This window comes from Agrococcus beijingensis (assembly GCF_030758955.1).
GTDB lineage: Bacteria > Actinomycetota > Actinomycetes > Actinomycetales > Microbacteriaceae > Agrococcus > Agrococcus beijingensis.
The window spans coordinates 2,450,754-2,468,186 of the sequence record NZ_CP132360.1 but is presented as its reverse complement, the minus strand read 5'-3'; the positions used below and the strand labels follow the sequence as shown (position 1 = coordinate 2,468,186).

Genomic DNA, 17,433 nt, shown 5'->3' with positions numbered 1-17,433 from the left:
GGCCTACCGGCGCCGTGTCGCCCGACCCCTACTATGTGGGGAACCGCGCGGCGCGGAACACCGGTTCAGCCGTCGGGGCGCTTGAGAGGAACAGCGTTGGGCTTTCTTGAGTACGTGCGGCTGCTGCGCAAGCACTGGGCGATCGTGGTGGTGGCCGCGATCCTCGGCGTCGCGGCAGGCCTCGGGCTCGCGGCCGTCCAGACTCCCGAGTACCGCGCATCCACCGAGGTCTTCATCTCGACGCAGGCGGCCGACACCAGCTCGGATCTCGTGCAGGGCAACGCCTTCACGCTCTCGCGGGTCAACACCTACGCGCGGCTGGCGAGCAGCGAGGAGGTGCTCGAGCGGGTCGTCGACGAGCTCGAGCTCGACCTGGCGGCGCGCGACCTGATCGAGCAGGTCGAGGCGGCGCCGGTGGCGAACACGGCGATCCTCGAGATCGCGGCGACGAGCGACCAGGCGCAGTTCGCCGCCGATCTCGCCAACGCGACGGCGGCGGCGCTGGCCGAGGCGGTCTCCGACCTCGAGTCCGACGGCGCTTCGAGCCCGGTGCGCCTGGCCACGATCGTGAGCGCGTCGGTGCCTGCCGAGCCCGAGAGCCCGCGGCCGCTGCTGCAGGCGCTGCTCGGCGGCCTGCTGATGATCGTCGCGGCGCTGGCGTTCATCGTCGCCCGCGACCTGATCGACACCCGCATCCGCTCGGAGCGCGACATCAAGGCGGTCACGTCGGCGCCGCTGCTCGCCTCGGTGCAGTTCGACGCCAAGACGCGCACGCGCCCGCTGGTGGTGCACGCCGAGCCGCTCAGTCCGCAGGCCGAGGTGTTCCGCACCCTGCGCACCAACCTCAACTTCGTCGAGGTCGACGGCGACAGCCGGCTGTTCGTGATGACCTCATCGATCCCCGGTGAGGGCAAGACGACCACCTCGGCCAACCTGGCGCTCGCGATCGCCGACTCGGGCCAGTCGGTGCTGCTCGTCGACGCCGACCTGCGCAAGCCCAAGCTGGCCGAGTACATGGGGCTCGAGGGGGCCGTGGGCCTCACCGACCTGCTCATCGACAGGGCTGCACTGGCGGATGCGGTGCAGGACTTCAGGGGGTCGGGGCTGTTCGTGCTCCCCGCGGGTCCGGTGCCGCCGAACCCGAGCGAGCTGCTCGGCTCGCGCGCGATGCACACGCTGCTCGAGGAGCTGCGCGCCGAGTTCGACTGGGTGGTGCTCGACGCGCCGCCGCTGCTGCCGGTGACCGATGCGGCCGTGCTCGCGCAGCACGGCGCCGAGGTGCTGCTGGTGGCCGCCGCCGACCGGGTGAACGCGCCGCAGCTGCGCCGCTCGCTCGAGATCCTCGAGACGGTCGGCTCGTCGCTGGGCGGCATCATCATGACGATGGCGAGGTCTGACGGGTCGGATGCGTACCGGTACGTCGCGTACGCCTACGGCGGGGAGCACCGCCCCGCGCCGGTCGTCGAGGAGGTCGTCGAGCCGCCCGCCCCGACCAAGCGCGAGTCGCGCGGCAGTCGACGCAGCAAGCGCAGGCGCGCGAACCGCTGATCTCCGAAGGCAGCGCCCCCGGGCGTCGGGGCCTGCGTGAGGCCCCGCGTCGACGCCCGCTCAGCCGACGGTCGCGTTCGGCACGGCAGCCCGCCGGTGCCGCGCGGTGACGAGCAGCCGCAGCGCGATGCGCACCACCGCGCCGGCCAGCACCGCGAGCGCCATCGTGTCGGCGTCGAGGCGGTCGAGCGCGGCGACGACGGCCGCCACGAGCGCGAAGGCGGCGAGCCCGATCCAGGAGGGCGCGGTGAGGCCCACCGACGCCTGGTCGGCCGACTGCCGGTAGACCTGCAGCTGCCACTGGTCGTTGAGCGCCTGCGCGATGCACAGCACGATGAGCGGCGTCATGAGCCCGTCGAAGGTGGGGCCGAGCAGCGCTTCGTGCCAGAGCGCCATCGCGGTGATCATCGCCGCGGAGGCGAGCACCGACGACAGCAGGGCGACCGCGCGGCTGCGCCGCATGGCGCTGGTGCCGCCGCGGCCCCCAGTGCCGTCGCCGGCAGTGCCGTCTCCAGCGCCGCCCGCATGCCCGTCGTCGGCGGTGGCGGCGAAGCGCCCGTAGAGCACGGCGTTCAGCGCCTGCGTGAGGCCGCCGGAGGCGCTCGCGATGGTCGAGGCGACCGCGTAGACGCCGAGGGTCGCCGAGGTGGCGAGCATGGCGAGCAGCACCTGGTCCATGCGCCAGGCGACGCCGTCGACGACGGTCGACGACCACATCGAGAGGCTGAAGCGCCACGGCGGTCGCTTGCCGGCGCTGCGCCGCAGCACCCCGATCGAGCTCACGACGCCCACGATCGAGGCGAGCAGCTGCCCTGTGAGGGTGATGGCGAAGGCCAGCTCGAGCGTCAGCGCGCCGGCGAGGAAGGCGACGATGTAGCCGAGCGACGGCAGCACCACGTTGCAGATGCGGCTGAGGTTGTAGGTGGCGAGCTGCGAGGTGAGCAGCAGCCGCTCGACGCCGATCTGGTAGAGCCCCGCGAGCGCGAGCACGACGCTCGAGAGGCGGATCGCCCCCGCCACCCATGGGTCGCCGCCGGCGAGCTGGTCGGCGGCGAGGAAGCAGGCGGATGCCGACAGCAGGCCGATCACGCCGATCAGGGTGACGGCGCCACGGGAGGCCGCCGCCTCGCGGTGATCCTGCACGGCGACGCCGCGGGGGAGGCCGAGGAAGGCGACGAAGCCGAGCACCTGGATCACGGCGAAGGCCGCGGCCAGCTGGCCGCGACCGCTCGCACCGAGCGCGGTAGCGAGCATCGGCGCCGAGAGCACGCTGAGCGCCAGGCCCACGTAGGTGACGCTCGCGACTGCGACCACCGGCCGGCCGCGGCCCAGCAGCCGGCGCGCGCGGTCGGGCACCGACGCGACCTGCTTCACCGCAGACCCCCAGAGGGCCCCGCACCCGCAGAGCCAGGCGCCGAGCCGGTCACCCGCGCGATGACCCCCGAGATCCGCCGCAGGAAGGTCGCCTCCGAGAAGGTCTCGGCGTGCGCGCGGATCGCGTCGGCATCCCATGCACGCGAGCCGCTCTGCCGCACGGCCGGGGCGATCGCGGCGGGCGTCGGCTCGTCGAAGTAGGTGCCGGTGACGCCCTCGACGATCGTGTCGAGGAACCCGCCCCAGCGCAGCGCGACGGCCGGCTTGCCGAAGACCGCCGCCTCGATCGGGGTGAGCCCGAAGTCCTCGTAGCTCGCCGCGATCACGGCGTCGCAGCGCGCGTAGAGCCAGCGCATCTCGGCGTCGGAGAGCCGCTGCAGGAAGGTGATGTCGCCCGATGCTCGCGCGCGCAGCGACGCCTCCTCGGGCCCGGAGCCCACCACCACGAGCGGCCGACCGAGCTCCCGGAAGGCGTCGACCACGGCGTCGACGTTCTTGTAGGGCAGCAGCCGCGAGATGCAGAGCGCGAAGCCGCCCTCGGCGAGCGAGCCAGGCAACCCGCCAGGCCGCTGCTGCTCACCAGAGGCGCTGTAGGAGTGCGGCGCGTGCACGACCTCCGCCTCGATGCCGTACGCGTCGCGGATCCGCTGCTGCACCGCGCCCGAGATGGCGATGTACGCATCCGCCCCCCGTGCCTGCCGCCGATCCCAGCGGCGCAGGCCCGGCCCGAGCAGCCGCAGCAGCGCCCGCTGCGCGAGCGCCGGCCGCTTCCCGAGGTAGCGCTCGGGCTGGTAGAGCCAGCGGGCGGGCGAGTAGCAGTAGACGATCTTGCGCCCGGTGGTGCGGAACCCGTGCGCCCATGCGCTCGAGCTGACGAGCGTGACGTCGGCGTCGATGGTCGTGCGCGAGACCGAGCGGGCGAGCAGCGGCAGCGCGAAGCGGTGATGGTGCCGCAGCCACCGCCAGCGGTTCAGCCCGGTCGTGCGCACCTCGACGTCGGCGAACTCGGGGTAGGTGTCGGCCGGCGCGTACAGCGTCGTCTGCACCGGCGCATCCGGGAACCCGCGGGTGAGGGCGAGCACCACCTTCTCTGCTCCGCCGCGCTGCGTCAGGTAGTCGTGCGCGATCACCAGTGGTCGCCGGGACACATTCGAGATCGTAGGGTACGGGTGGGGTTGCCGATAGCCGCGGCGGTGCCGGGAGGAGAGCGGGGAGGAGAGCGGATGCGCGTCACCTGGATCGCCCTCGAGTGGCCTCGGGTGGGCATGCATTCGGGCGGCGTCGGCCGCTACGTGCAGCGCCTCGCCGAGCGCACCCGAGCGCTGGTCGACCTGACGGTCATCTGCTTCGAGGGCGCGGTGCCGATGGAGGGCGTCAGGCTCGTCACGCTGCCCGCTCCGCGGGGCCGCGTCGGCCGCTACTACGGCTCGGCCATCCGCGCCTCGCGCGCCGTGCGCGGACTCGCCGCCGACGTCGTGCACTCGCACGGCGATGACGTGCTGCTGCCCGCCGAGGTGCCGCTCGTGCGCACCTTCTACGGCTCGTCGCTGGGCGAGGCCCGCACGTCGCGGGGGCTGCGGAGGCTCAACCACTACGTGCTCGCGCTGCTCGAGCGGCGGTCGGCGGGCCGCGCCACGGTGAAGCTCGGCATCGCGCCCGAGTCGGTCGAGCTGATGGGTTGCGATGCGGTGCTGCCGCCGTACTTCGGCGTGCCGCCGGTGCCGCGCGAGCCGAGCGCGACGCCGTCGGTCGTCTTCATCGGCAGCTTCGGCGGCCGCAAGCAGGGGCACGTCGCGCAGGCCGCCGTCGAGGCGCTGCGCGCCGAGGGCCGCGAGATCGACCTGATCGTGGTGGGCCCGAAGGACGATGCGGATGCGTGGCAGCCGTGGGTGCAGCACCGGGCCGGCCTCGCTGACCACGAGGTGGCGGCGCTGCTGGGCCGTGCCTGGGCGCTGGTGTCGCCGTCGGCGTACGAGGGGTTCGGCATCCCGGTGCTCGAGGGGCTCGACCACGGGCTGCCGGTCGTCGCGCACCCGAACCCGGGCTCCGAGTACCTGCGATCGCTGGCGTCGGGCCCGCTGCCGCTCGACCTGGCGACCGGCGCGGCGTTCACGGCGGCCCTGCGCACGCGCATCGAGGCGGGGCCGCAGCTCTCCGAGGCCGAGCTGCAGGCGTCGCGCGCGCTGATCGAGGAGGTGCTGCGAGAGGGCTCACCGGAGCGACTCGTCGCGTTCTACGCCGACGCCGTCGAGCGCGCGCGCAGCCGGGCCTGAGGCCGGCGTCGCGCTCGGCGACGGCGTCTGCGGCGCTGGAGGCTCCTGCTGAGCTCGCGGTCCGGCCACCGCGGCGAAGAGCTCGGCGTGCGCGCGGGCGATCTCGGCATCCGGCCGCACGGGCCGCTGCTGCACGAGGTTGCCGTGCAGCTGCTGCCGCAGCGCGGGCTCGTCGGCGAGGCGCCGCAGCGCTCCGGCCAGCTCGCCGACGTCGCCCATCGCGGTGAGGAGGCCCGTCTGGCCGTCGTCGATCCACTCGAGCGGCCCACCGGCGCGTGCCGCGATCGTCGGTCGCGCCGCCGCCAGGTACTGCAGCACGCTCTGCCCGAGCGGCTCGGGCCGGGTCGAGGCGTGCACGCAGACATCCCACTCGTCGAGCAGCGGCCAGATGTCGCGCACCTGGCCCAAGAGGTCGACGCGGTCGGCGATGCCCAGCTCGGCGGCGAGGCTCGTCAACTGCCGCTCGTAGGCCTCCTCGCCGAAGGCGGCGGAGCCGGCGAGCTGCAGCCGCACGTCGCCGTCGGGGAACGCCTCGGCGAAGGCGCGGAGCAGCTGCGCCTGGCCCTTCCAGGGTGCCAGGCGGCCGAGGATGCCGACCGTGCGCACCGCGTCCCGTGGCGGGGCAGGCGGGCGGCTGCCGTCGAAGCCGGTAGGCGAGGGGATGACCGCCACGGTCGCGCCGTCGCGGATCCAGGGGCGTGCCGACTCGAGGGTGAAGCGGGAGTTCGCGATCACGCCGTCGGCGCGCCGCAGTGCCAGACGCAGGGCGCGCACGGCGACGGATCCGAGCGCGGCCGCATCGACCGCATCCCGCAGGTGCACCACGAGGCGACGGCGCGAGCCGACGGTCGCGAGCAGCCCGATGAGCGCGGCGCGGCTGGTGTTGGCGTGCACGATGTCGCTGCGGCGGAACGCCGGCGAGCGGCGCAGCGCGGCCGCCTGCGCGATGCCGGCGGCCAGCATCGCGAGCCGCGCGCGGGCCGAGGCGGTCGTGGCGCCGGCGCGCTGGGGCACGCCCAAGACCTGCACAACCTGCACAGCCCCGGGTGCAAGCGTGGCCCCGAGTGACGCGTACTCGCCCAGGCCCGCAGCCGACGGCGGCACGAACACCGTGCCCTGCCAGCCGTGCTCGGCCTCGAGCAGGCGCCGCAGCGCGATCTCCGCCCCGCCCGGCTCGACGGTGTGGTCGACGTGCGCGACGCGGTTCATGCCGAGGGGCGCACTCCCGCGTGCGCCGAGACCGCGGCGGCGATCGAGTCGGCGAAGTCGTGGGCGGGGGCCCAGTCGAGCTCGTCGCGCAGGCGCGTGGCGTCGCCGACGACCCGCGGCATGTCGAGGGGCCGCAGCTCGCCGGTGCCGAGCTCGGGCACCGACCGGCCGAGGGCGGCGCAGATCGCCGCGAGCACCTCGTGGCCGCTGCGGGCACGGCCCGAGGCGACGTTGTAGACGTCGTGGGCGAGCACGGGCGCCTCGGCGAGCAGCAGGTAGGCGGTCGCGACGTCGCGCACGTCGGTGTAGTCGCGCTCGGCGTCGAGGTTGCCGGCGGGCAGCGGCTCCTCGTCGCCGAGGCCGTCGAGGTGCTCGAGCAGGTCGGGCACCAGGAAGCCGGGGCTCTGGCCAGCGCCGATGTGGTTGAAGGGCCGCGCGACGACGGTGTCGAGCCCGCGCCCGCGGTAGTACGACAGCAGGTGCTCGACGGTGCCCTTGCTGACGGCGTAGGGGGATGCGTAGGCGAGCGTCGCCGTCTCGTCGATCGGTTCGTCAGATGGTGCGTAGATCGCGCCGGTGCTGGCGGCCACCACGCGCGCCGGCTCGTCGTGGCGCAGCAGCGCCTCGCACAGGTGCGCGGTCATCGCGGCGTTCTCGACGATGTAGCGCACCGGCTCGTCGAACGAGGGCCCGACGGCGGCGAGGCCGGCGAGGTGCACGATCGCGTCGACGGGCGGGGTGCGCGGCCACTGCTCGGTGAGGTCGGCCTCGACCAGCTCGGCGACGCCGGCGACCGTCGCGTCGGCGGAGCGCGTGACCCCGACGACGTGATGGCCGCGCTCGGCGGCGATCTGGGCGACGTGCCGCCCGACGAACCCGTCGACGCCGGTGATCGCCAGCCGCAGGGTCATCGAGCGGCCACCGCCACCGCGGCCAGCTTCAGGTCGTGGTCGACCATCCGCTGCACGAGCCCGGTGAAGTCGATCTCGCGCGACCAGCCCAACTGGTCCTCGGCCTTGGCCGGGTCGCCGAGCAGGATGTCGACCTGCGCCGGGCGCAGCAGGGCCGGGTTCTGCCGCACGAAGGGCCGCCAGTCGTCGATGCCGACGTGCTCGAACGCGCTCTCGAGAAATTGCTGCACCGAGCGGGTCTCGCCTGAGGCGAGCACGAAGTCGTCGGGCTCGGGATGCTGCATCATCTGCCACATGCCACGAACGTAGTCGCCGGCGTAGCCCCAGTCGCGCTTCGGCCACAGGTCGCCGAGCTCGAGGTGATCCTGCAGACCCGCCTTGATGTGGGCGACGGCCTTGGTGATCTTCCGCGTCACGAACTCGGCGCCGCGGCGCTCGCCCTCGTGGTTGAAGAGGATCCCGCAGGTGACGTACATGCCGTAGCTCTCGCGGTAGTTGCGGGCCATCCAGTGGCCGTAGAGCTTGGCCGCGCCGTAGGGGCTGCGCGGGTGGAAGAGCGACTGCTCGTTGTAGCCGCGGCCGGGCCGGTTGTAGTCGAGCCCGCCGAACATCTCTGAGGTCGACGCCTGATAGACCTTGATGCGGTCGCCCATGTGCGCCATGCGCACGGCCTCGAGCACGTTGAGCACGCCCTTGCCGGTGACGTCGGCGGTCAGCGAGGGGTTCTTGAACGAGTAGCCGACGTGGCTGATCGCGGCGAGGTTGTAGAGCTCGTCGGGCTGCGCCTGCTCGACCGCCTGCACGAGCGATGACGGGTCGGTGACGTCGCCCTCGATGAGCTCGACGTAGGGGAACTCGGTCTCGAACTGCTGTCGGCGAGCGTTGTTCTGGCCTCGGATCAACCCGAAGACCTGGTAGCCCTTGCTGTGGAGCAGCTCGGCGAGGTGCCCGCCGTCCTGTCCGGTGATGCCTGTGATGAGTGCGCGCATTGCCTGGCCAATCGGTTCGTGACTGCGAGCATCGCCGAGGCGATTGCTGTGGACAGTACTCCCGGCTTTTATCGCGGCGGGCCGTCCTGAGCAGACCGTGAGCCGACCTGTGGCTCCGCTACGACCGGGCTGACCGTTCGCAGACCGCGCGCAGGATTGCCTCAAGTTGTGCGGCCACGTGCGGCCAGGTGAAGTCGCGCTCGGCTCGCTCACGGGCCTGCGCACCCAGCTCACGGGCGCGCGCCGGGTCGAGACCGAGCGCGAGGATGGCGTCGGCGACCTGCTCGGCCGACTCCGGATCGACGAGCAGGCCGGTGACGCCGTCGACGACCGCCTCGCGCGGCCCGCCCACATCGCCGGCGATCGAGGGCACGCCCCAGGCGGCGGCCTCGAGGTAGACGATCGCGAAGCCCTCCCCGGCCACCTCGCCCTTGGGGTAGCGCGCGGGCATCACGAAGACGTCGGCCTGCTGCAGCCACGCCTGCTTGTCGGCGTCGGAGACGGCGCCGAGGAAGCGCACCGCGTGCGCGACCCCGAGCTTGGCGGCGCGCTCCTCGAGCGCGGCCCGGCGGCGCCCGTCGCCGAGCACGACCCAGCGAGCCCCCGGCAGTCGCTCGAGCACCCGGGGCAACGCTTCGAGCACGATGTCGTGCCCCTTGTACCAATCGCGCAGTCGGCCGACCGTGATCAGCGTGAAGGGGCCGTCGTCGGCGCGCGCGGGCACCGACGCCGGCACGTGCACGCCCGGGTGCACGACGTGCACGGGCGCGTGCCGACCGCCCCGCACCGTCTCGAGCAGCAGCCCGCGCGTGAACTCGCTGATGGCGATCGCGGCGGCGCCGCGGCGCAGCGCCCAGCGGGCGAGCCCGGGGCGGCCCTGGATCTCCTTGCCGTAGCCGTAGGTGACGAGCGGCACCCGGTGCCGGCGCGCGAAGGCCCAGGCGAGCGGTGCGGTGACGACGTGCCCGTTCAGCACGACGTCGGGCCGCCCGTCGTGCAGCCGCGTCAGCCCGCGGGCGTTGAAGACGAGGTTGCGCACGATCGAGCTCGAGCCGACGACGCGCACCCGGTCCGTGCGCACCCCGGCGCCGGCATCGAACGCGGCGCCACCAGGCGCATCCGGGGTCATCACCTTCACCGAGGCCCGCGGCATGGCCGTGGTGATCTCGTGCAGCAGGCTCTGGATGCCGCCCACCGACGGTGGGTACTCCGGCGTGATCAGCAGCACCCGCACATCCCGCCCCTCGAGGTCGGAGGCTGTGCTGCTGCCTCGCCGCCGGCTCATGCGGTCGGGCCCGAGGGCGCGAGCGAGGGCTTCGGCACGGTGAGCGCGGCGGGGCTGGAGGGAAGGCCGCGATCGACCCCGGCGACCTGCCCGAGCCCCAGCAGCAGGTAGAGGACGGCGACGATCGAGAAGCTCGTCCAGCTCGTCTCGAACGACGAGTCGATCAGGAAGGCCACGATCGCGGCGACGCCGCCGTAGGCCCACGGGCTGCGCGTGGTCGATGCCGTGCGCAGCGCCCCGACCGTCGCGAGCACCAGGATGCCGGCGAAGAGCGCCAGCCCGATGAGCCCGTAGAGGAAGAGCACCTGCAGGTAGTTGCTGTGCGCGTGGCCGTAGTCGGCGTAGGCGCCGGCCACGGTGCCCACCACCTGCGAGAAGTCGCCGGTGGGGAAGCCGACCAGCGGCGACTCTGCGAGCGTCGTCTCGAGCGTGCCCTGCCACAGGTTGACGCGGGCGGCGTTCGACGTGAGGCCGGAGTCGGAGAGCGTCGCGAGGCGGGAGAGCAGGAAGTCGACGGCTCCCGGCGCCAACCAGACGACGAAGGCGATCGCCCAGGTGATGGCGGCGAGTCCGAGCGTCAGGTGCACCGGTCGGGCGCGGGTGCGCAGCAGCCAGCCGACCACGACGGCGATGCCGAACGAGATCCATGCCGCGCGGGTCTCGGTCAGCAGGATCGGCGCGAGCGCGATCGCGAACCACAGCAGCGCGCCCCTGATGGTGGGCGCCATGCAGACGAGCGCCGCCCCCACGATGGCGAGGAACGCGCCGAAGACGGTGGGGGAGAGGAAGGTGCCGAAGGGCCGGTAGGTGCCCGCGAAGGTGAAGTAGTAGAAGCCCTCGGTGTAGCCGCGGCTCTGCAGGAATGCCAGGCCGACCACCGCCTGGTAGAGCGCGATGGCGGTGAGCATGACGAACATCCACCGCAGCGCCCGCAGGCACGGTTCCTTCAGGTCGTCGCGCCGCGCGACGCGATAGAGGATGACGCCGCCGAGCGGGGCGAGCGTGGCGCTGAGGGCCTCCTGCCAGTCGATCACGTCGGCCTGCAGCGCGGTCACCGCGGTGAGCCTGATGAAGATGTACGCCGACAGCAGCAGCGTCACCGTCTCGAGCGCGCCCGGCCGTTGCCGCAGCACGCGGTAGCGGATGCCCGTGAGCACGACGAGCGCGAAGACCACGATGGTGACGCTGACGCGGCCGGGCACGAGCTCGAGGGGGATGTACGAGAACGGCAGGGCGATCACGGTGACGGCGAGCAGCACATGGCGGTCGGCGCCCTGCCACAGCCCGCGCTTGGGGGCGACGGCGGGCGCCCACTTGCTCTCGGCGGGAAGCGCGCTCACGGCGGCCCCTCAGCCCACCTGCGTCGACGACGGGCGGCGGGCGCCGCAGCGACCGGGCACGCGCGGCATCGGCGCGGGGCTCGAGGAGCGCTTCAGATGCATCAGGGTCCCTCTGCGAGGCTGCTTGCGTGCACCGTAGCGCACGCGCGCGGCCGCGCAGGCGCCCCGCCGCCCGCCGAACTGGTCGGCACGCCCTCAGCGGTTCTGCGGCACCACCGTCAGCACGCGCCGCACGAAGTCGTCGTAGCGCTGCATGAAGTCGGTGAGAAACTCCTTGGTCGAGTCGATGGTGACGTCGTCGTTGTCGTCGACCATGCCCTCCTGGTACTGCACGTAGACCTCGACGTCGTTCATCAGCGGCGCGTTGCAGAACGACATGATCGCCTTCAGGTGCTGCTGGGCGACCGCGGTGCCGATGCCGCCGGGCGAGGTGCCCGCCATGCCGACGGGCTTGCGCGACAGCGCGTTCTGCCCGTAGGGCCGCGAGGCCCAGTCGATGGCGTTCTTGAGGGCGCCGGGGATCGACCGGTTGTACTCGGGCGTGACGAACAGGATCGCGTCGCTCGACGAGATCGCCTCCTTGAAGGCGAGCGCCTCTGGCGGGTAGCTGGCGTCGAGGTCGCGGTCGTAGAGCCCGAGCTGGTCGATCTCGATGAACGAGCACTGCAGGTCTTCGGGCGCGAGCTTGATGAGCGCCTTGGCGAGCCGTCGGTTGATCGACGACGCGGCGGTGCTGCCGACGATGACGCCGACGGTGTACGGGGGTTCGTGCTGGTAGGTGTCAGCCATGCGGCCAGCATGCACCGACCGCGGCGCTGCGTCGAGGGGAGTCCTACGGCACCAGCGGGTCGATGGGGGAGTCGCCGCCGTTGCCGTTGCCCGGGTTGGCCGGCTCGGTGGGCTGCGGCTCGGGCGCCGGCTCGGTGGTCGGGGCCGACGTCGGTGCTGGAGCCGGAGCGGGAGCTGGGGCTGGCCGGGGGCGAGGCGCGGGCGCAGGCTCCGGCTCCGGCTCCTCGGTCGTCTCCTCCGCCGCGATGTCGCCCTGCGTCACGAGCGATGCCTGCGCGTGCGCGGCGAGCGCCTCGAGCGTGACGAGCGTCTCGGCGGGACCGGTGGTGGCACGCAGTGCCTCGGCGGTCACGTCGAGCACGTCCTGCGTGGCGGCGAGACGGTTGACGTTCACCCGTGCGTCAGCGGCGGTGAGCACGGCGGGCGCGAAGCCGACCACCGCGCTGTTGAGCGCGTCGAGCCGGGTGACATCGAGGTCGGATGCCTCGCCGAGCCCCGCGGCGCGCGCCTCGAGCGCTTCGACGTCTGCCTGGGTCGGCGCGCCGGTGAGTGGCGGCACGCTCTCCCGCGGCTGGGCGAGGCAGGCGGCGACGACGTCGTCGGCGCCCGCGTACTGCTCGGCGACGGCGGCGTCGGCGGCGGTCGTGAATTCGGCGGCGAACGTCTCGATCGCAGCGACGCGCTCGGCTTCGAAGGCTTCGCGCGGAGCGGGGTTGATGATGAGCCACGCGCCGGCGACCGCGGCGGCGTCGTCGAGCGCGACGTCGAGGCGCTGCTCCAGGTCGACGGCGGTGACGATGCGACCGTCGAGCTCGCACAGGGCCTGCTGGTTCTGCGTCGACCACGCGTCGATCTCGCGGGCGGCGACGGAGTAGCGCTGCTCGAGGTCGCTGCTCGAGGTGCCGAGGTTGGAGGCCTGGCTCTCCCGCTGCTGCGACACCACGTTGACGGCGACGACGGAGCCGACGGCGAAGAGCGCAGCGACGCCGAGCCCGATGTAGGCCAGCCCACGGTTGCCTTCGAACGGCATAGCGTCGCTACCTTCCGTGATTGGAGATGGATCGCCTGCCAGGGTACCCGGAGCGGCGCGGAAGATTGCCGAGCAGGCCAGACAAGCACGAGACCGTTCGTGGCGCCGTCGATAGTGTGAAGGCATGCCGCTCCCCAGCCAGAAGTCTTCGGAGCCTGTGAGGACCGACAGCGTCTTCCACATCCTCACGGTGTGCTCGGGCAACCTGTGCCGCTCGCCGCAGGCCGAGCAGCTGCTCCGCTCGCGCATCCCTGCCGCTTTCGACCGCACGACCATCCCCGCGCTCGAGGTGACGAGCGCCGGCACGAAGGCGCGCGACGGCGACGTGATGGACAAGCACGCATCTGCCGAAGCCGTGCGCCTCGGCATCGTCGACGTGGCCGACCACCGCGCTCGACGCATCATCGAGCGCCATGTGGGCGACGCCGACCTCATCCTCGGCATGGCTCGCGAGCACCGTGCGGCGGCGGCGAGCCTCGTGCCGAAGGCCAACCGTCGGGTCTTCACGCTGGTGGAGTTCGCGCGCATCGTCGAGGCGCTCGCGAACCGCGAAGTGGAGCACGAGATCGCGCCGCTCGGCGACGACGGCTTCGCGGCCTTCATGCGCCGCGTCGTGGCTAGCGCCATGACCGCCCGCGGCCTGATGCCGGTGCCCGAGGATCCGCTCGAGCTCGATGTTGAAGACCCGTATCGGTTGGACACCGAGGTCTATCGGCGCTCCGCCGACGACGTCGAGCGGCACGTCGAGCGCATCGCGTCGAGTCTGCGAGCGCTCGCCTATGGATCGCCCCACTGAGACTCGAAACCTTGCTGTGAGAGGATGACTAGGGCGTGCGCCGCATCTCGTCGCGCCCAGTCACGCACTAGGGGAGAAGTCGTTGGAGCTTTCGGATTACATCCGCATCATCAGGAAGTACTGGGTGCTGCTGGTGGCCGCAACGCTCGTCGGGGTCGGCGTCGGCGCGATCGCATCATTAGTGCAGAAACCTGTCTACTCGGCATCGACGCAGGTCTTCGTCTCGCTGCAGTCGGGTGACACGACGGCCGAACTCGCCCAGGGCAATACCTTCACGCTTTCCCGTGTCGCGACCTACGCGAACCTGGTCGACTCGCAGCGCGTGCTCGACGGGGTCATCGCGGCGCTGCAGATTGACGTCCCGCGTGGCGAACTTGACGCTCGCATCAGCGCGGCGACTGTGCCCGAGACCACCATCATCGAGATCACTGCCACGAGCAATGATCCGGCCGAGGCAGCAGCGCTCGCGGATGCTGCTGCCGCGAGCCTCTCCATCACGGTGGACGAGATCGAATCTCGCCCCGACCTCGGCAGCCCGGTGCAGTTGGCGGTCGTCGAGGAGGCAACGGTTCCGACCTCGCCGGTGAGCCCCCGCACGATGGTCAACATCGCGCTCGGCGGCATCATCGGGCTCGCGCTCGCAGCCGGGTTCGCTTTGCTGCGCGAGGTCTTGGACACCCGCATCCGCAGCGAGCGGGACATTCGCGCAGTGACAGATGCGCCGATGCTCGGGTCGATCAACTTCGATCCGAACGCAAAGCAGCGACCGCTGATCGTGCATGCCGACCCGCAAAGCCCGCGATCCGAGTCGTTCCGCACGCTTCGCACCAACTTGCAGTTCATCGAGGTCGACGACGGGTCGCGCACGTTCGTCGTCACATCGTCGATGCCGGGCGAAGGCAAGAGCACAACGACTGCCAACCTTGCCCTTGCGCTCGCCGATGCCGGCCAGACCGTCATTCTGGTCGACGCCGATCTTCGCAAGCCCAAGGTCGCCGAGTACATGAATCTCGATGGCGGTGTCGGCCTGACCGACGTGCTGATCGGTCGGGCCGACCTGGTCGACGCTGTGCAGCAGTGGGGCAACAAGTCGCTCTACGTGCTGCCCGCTGGCCAGATCCCGCCCAACCCGTCCGAACTGCTCGGGTCGAAGGCGATGTCGACCCTGATCAGGGATCTGCAGGGTGAGTTCGACTGGATCCTCTTCGACGCTCCGCCGTTGCTGCCCGTGACGGACGCCGCAGTGCTGTCGAAGCATGTGGAGGCAGTGATCCTGGTCGCCTCGGCCGGCAAGGCCACGCGAAATCAGCTCGAGAGCGCTGTCCAGTTGCTCGAAACCGTCGACAAGCAGGTCGGCGGCGTTGTGCTGACGATGGTGCCCACGCGAGGCGCAGATGCCTACGGCTACGGCCACTACGGCTATGGCCACTACGGCTACGCGGAGGCGAAGAAGAAGCAGAAGACCAAGTCGAGGTTTCCTGTCGCTGGTACGCGATAGATCCACGTGAAGGGGGGCGGTCCGACTTCGCGTCGACCGCCCCTCTGGTTGTACCCGGCCATGACCTTGGTGGCACGGATGGTGGCGCGAGGAGGACCCCAGCGGGTTGAGTGGAGTTGTTCACGCTTCACCGACCAATGGAGGTCCTCGTGTCTCACGCTAATGCGCGCCGGACGCCGAAGGCGAGGGAGCTCGTCATCGCCCGCCACCGCGCTGGCTGGCCGAAATCGTATATCGCCAAGGCGATGGGCTGCTCCCGCAAGTGCGTCTCGCATTGGATCGAGGTGTTCGACGAGCACGGCAGCGAGGGTCTGCAGGACCGCTCCTCCCGGCCGCGCTCGTCCCCGACCCGCACGCCGGAGGGGATCGAGCTGGAGATCGTGCGGTGGCGCATCGAGCAGCGGCTAGGCCGCCACCGGATCGCCGAGCTCGTGACCGTCGCGCCGCGGACCGTCTCGAGGGTGCTCGCGCGCCGCGGCGCTCCCGCGCTGGCGCAGCTGGATTCGATGACCGGGCACGCCATCCGCTCCTCGAAGCAGACCGCGGTCCGTTACGAGCGCGAGCGGCCCGGGAACTGGTCCACATGGACGTCAAGAAGCTCGGCCGCATCCCCTACGGCGGCGGCTGGCGCATGCATGGCCGGGGCCAGGCCGACAACCGCGACCGCAACCGCCCGGCTACGACCACGTCCACTCGCTCATCGACGACCACTCGCGGCTGGCCTACTCCGAGGTGCTGGCTGACGAGAAGGGCGCCACCTGCGCCGGTTTCTTCCGCCCTGCGACCGCATTCGCCAGCTGCGGCATCGACCGCATCGAGCGGCTGATGACCGACAACGCCTTCGCCTACCGGTTCTCGCTCCACGCCGTCATCGCCGAACTCGGCGCGAAGCAGGTCTTCATCCGCCCCCACTGCCCCTGGCAGAACGGCAAGGTCGAGCGCTTCAACCGCACACTGCAGACTGAATGGGCCTACCGTCGGCCGTTCACCTCCAACGCCGAACGCGCAGCCGCTCTTGCCCCTGGCTCCAGCGCTACAACACTGAACGCATCCAAACCGCAATCGGACCTGGATCGTGTCAGATTAGTGCCCTGCGGCTGACCTGAACGAAGGACCACCGCTACACCACTACTTGGGACTTGACCCAGCGCTGAGCGGCGATCTTCATCGGTTGCGCGAGACAACCAGCCAGCCACCGAGCAGAAGTCGAACTTGGAGAGACGCGGTCGTTCCAGCGTCCGCTGTCAGTGGTTGTCGCTACGGTTACCCTCACGCTGACAAGTGAGGAGAGGCAATGAACGTCGACGACGCGTTTGAAGAGTTCCAGCAGGCCGTGAATGCCGACCCCGGCGCGGTGCGAGAAGCGCGCGAGCGACGAGATCTCTTCCGCGACGCGTTTTCGTCCGAGACCGACGTCGACGAGATCATCGCGTCGGGCTCTCTGGCGCGCGGGACTCAGAAGGACCCGATTCATGACGTCGACGTCATCATCGTCTTCGACGGGTCTCATCATCCGGACTGGGGTCACCCGGGCGAGTCAGCGGCGGCGGCGCTCAACCACACCCGCGAGCGGGTGCATGGGTTGCTGGGCTCCGCCGAGGGCACGTTCGCGCAGGAGGTTCGGCTCGCGCGATGGCGAAATCACGCGGTGAAGTGCTTCTTGGATGAGCCGGAAGACCCGGACGCGTTCACTGTTGACGCGATGCCGGCGCTACGCCGCGACGGCCGACTGTTGGTTCCTGAGGCTGTTTCCGAGGATTGGATCGCATGCGACCCTGAATTTCTCATCGCGCAGGTCGCACATCGGCATGCCACATGGAGAAAGTTCGCCGGGACCGTGCGGATGCTGAAGTCCTGGGCCGCGCAGCAGCCCTTCGACGTCAAGTCGCTCGTCATGGAGGTGCTGGCGCTCGATCACTTGCCAACTGACGCCTCGCGCCCTGCCGCGCTCAAGCAGTTTTTCGTGAGCGCGGCCTTCGCGATGGACGGTGGCAGCGTCGTCGAGGATCCAGCTGGGCTGTGCGGACCGATTCAATCCAAACTCGACTACGCCGCGTTCGCCGGAGCCTTGCAAGCGGCTCGAGATGACGCCGCAAAGGCAATCCAAGCTCAGGTGAGCAACGATACCGCTGCCGCCATCGCGCACTGGGGCAAGGTTTTCGGCGCCGACTTCCCGGCAGTTGGGCGCGGCTCCACAGTGAAGCCTACCGCCGTCCCGCGACCGGTGAAGGACACGCCGCAAGGATGACCGCGACTAGGGGCCAGGTACATGGCAGGGCGCCAGCGGCGCTGTGGACTGATTGCGAGCCCCGCCGCCTTGCCCGCGATCGGGAAGAAGTTGCCGCCTTCGCGCCGGGTTTGAAGTTCCTAGCACCTGGTTCGCCTGACGCC

Annotated in this window: 14 protein-coding genes and 1 pseudogene; 6 read left to right on the top strand and 9 right to left on the bottom strand. The window is 71.2% G+C overall.

The features are described from left to right. Positions 1-96: 96 nt before the first annotated feature. Positions 97-1,548 carry a tyrosine-protein kinase domain-containing protein gene (locus Q9250_RS12020; RefSeq protein WP_306232118.1) on the top strand — a complete coding sequence of 484 codons (1,452 nt, stop codon included), beginning with the start codon at positions 97-99 and terminating at the stop codon, positions 1,546-1,548. A 60-nt stretch (positions 1,549-1,608) separates the two neighbouring features. Here Q9250_RS12020 and Q9250_RS12015 read toward each other — a convergent pair whose 3' ends face one another. Both Q9250_RS12015 and Q9250_RS12010 read right to left on the bottom strand, forming a co-directional pair. Continuing rightward, positions 1,609-2,922, bottom strand: a complete 1,314-nt coding sequence (locus Q9250_RS12015) for an oligosaccharide flippase family protein (protein ID WP_306232117.1) — start codon at positions 2,920-2,922, stop codon at positions 1,609-1,611. Next, the gene (locus Q9250_RS12010; protein ID WP_306232116.1) at positions 2,919-4,070 is read right to left on the bottom strand and encodes a glycosyltransferase; all 1,152 of its coding nucleotides are present in this window, start codon (positions 4,068-4,070) and stop codon (positions 2,919-2,921) included. Before Q9250_RS12010 ends, Q9250_RS12015 begins: the two co-directional genes overlap by 4 nt. Before the next feature lie 75 nt (positions 4,071-4,145). Between Q9250_RS12010 and Q9250_RS12005 the strand changes: the two genes are divergently transcribed. Beyond that, positions 4,146-5,195 (top strand): glycosyltransferase family 4 protein, encoded by a 1,050-nt coding sequence (locus Q9250_RS12005; RefSeq protein WP_306232115.1) that lies wholly within the window; start codon positions 4,146-4,148, stop codon positions 5,193-5,195. Here Q9250_RS12005 and Q9250_RS12000 read toward each other — a convergent pair. The 7 genes from Q9250_RS12000 to Q9250_RS11970 all read right to left on the bottom strand — a co-directional run bounded on the left by Q9250_RS12000 (position 5,133) and on the right by Q9250_RS11970 (position 12,748). Continuing rightward, a complete protein-coding gene (locus tag Q9250_RS12000; RefSeq protein ID WP_306232114.1) occupies positions 5,133-6,404 on the bottom strand; it encodes a glycosyltransferase in 1,272 nt (423 codons plus the stop codon). The two genes, Q9250_RS12005 and Q9250_RS12000, sit on opposite strands and share 63 nt — an antisense overlap. After that, positions 6,401-7,315, bottom strand: coding sequence for an NAD-dependent epimerase/dehydratase family protein (locus Q9250_RS11995; protein ID WP_306232113.1), 915 nt, complete (start codon positions 7,313-7,315; stop codon positions 6,401-6,403). Before Q9250_RS11995 ends, Q9250_RS12000 begins: the two co-directional genes overlap by 4 nt. Further along, a complete protein-coding gene (locus Q9250_RS11990; protein ID WP_306232112.1) occupies positions 7,312-8,304 on the bottom strand; it encodes a GDP-mannose 4,6-dehydratase in 993 nt (330 codons plus the stop codon). Before Q9250_RS11990 ends, Q9250_RS11995 begins: the two co-directional genes overlap by 4 nt. Positions 8,305-8,422: 118 nt before the next feature. Next, complete coding sequence (locus tag Q9250_RS11985) at positions 8,423-9,532, bottom strand: glycosyltransferase family 4 protein (RefSeq protein ID WP_306232111.1); 1,110 nt, start codon at positions 9,530-9,532, stop codon at positions 8,423-8,425. Positions 9,533-9,585: 53 nt separating this feature from the next. Next, positions 9,586-10,929 (bottom strand): O-antigen ligase family protein, encoded by a 1,344-nt coding sequence (locus tag Q9250_RS11980; RefSeq protein ID WP_306232110.1) that lies wholly within the window; start codon positions 10,927-10,929, stop codon positions 9,586-9,588. A 195-nt stretch (positions 10,930-11,124) separates the two neighbouring features. Next, complete coding sequence (locus Q9250_RS11975) at positions 11,125-11,718, bottom strand: NADPH-dependent FMN reductase (protein ID WP_306232109.1); 594 nt, start codon at positions 11,716-11,718, stop codon at positions 11,125-11,127. Between the two features lie 43 nt (positions 11,719-11,761). Further along, the gene (locus Q9250_RS11970) at positions 11,762-12,748 is read right to left on the bottom strand and encodes a hypothetical protein (RefSeq protein ID WP_306232108.1); all 987 of its coding nucleotides are present in this window, start codon (positions 12,746-12,748) and stop codon (positions 11,762-11,764) included. Between the two features lie 124 nt (positions 12,749-12,872). On the opposite strand from Q9250_RS11970, the gene Q9250_RS11965 reads away from it, so the two are divergent. The 4 genes and pseudogenes from Q9250_RS11965 (at position 12,873) to Q9250_RS11950 (ending at position 17,290) form a co-directional block, all read left to right on the top strand. Then, complete coding sequence (locus tag Q9250_RS11965) at positions 12,873-13,544, top strand: arsenate reductase/protein-tyrosine-phosphatase family protein (protein ID WP_306232107.1); 672 nt, start codon at positions 12,873-12,875, stop codon at positions 13,542-13,544. Positions 13,545-13,626: 82 nt separating this feature from the next. Beyond that, positions 13,627-15,042 (top strand): tyrosine-protein kinase domain-containing protein, encoded by a 1,416-nt coding sequence (locus Q9250_RS11960; RefSeq protein WP_306232106.1) that lies wholly within the window; start codon positions 13,627-13,629, stop codon positions 15,040-15,042. A 149-nt stretch (positions 15,043-15,191) separates the two neighbouring features. Then, positions 15,192-16,148: pseudogene (locus Q9250_RS11955) on the top strand (IS481 family transposase). Between the two features lie 188 nt (positions 16,149-16,336). Then, positions 16,337-17,290, top strand: a complete 954-nt coding sequence (locus tag Q9250_RS11950; protein ID WP_306232105.1) for a nucleotidyltransferase domain-containing protein — start codon at positions 16,337-16,339, stop codon at positions 17,288-17,290. Positions 17,291-17,433: the final 143 nt, after the last annotated feature.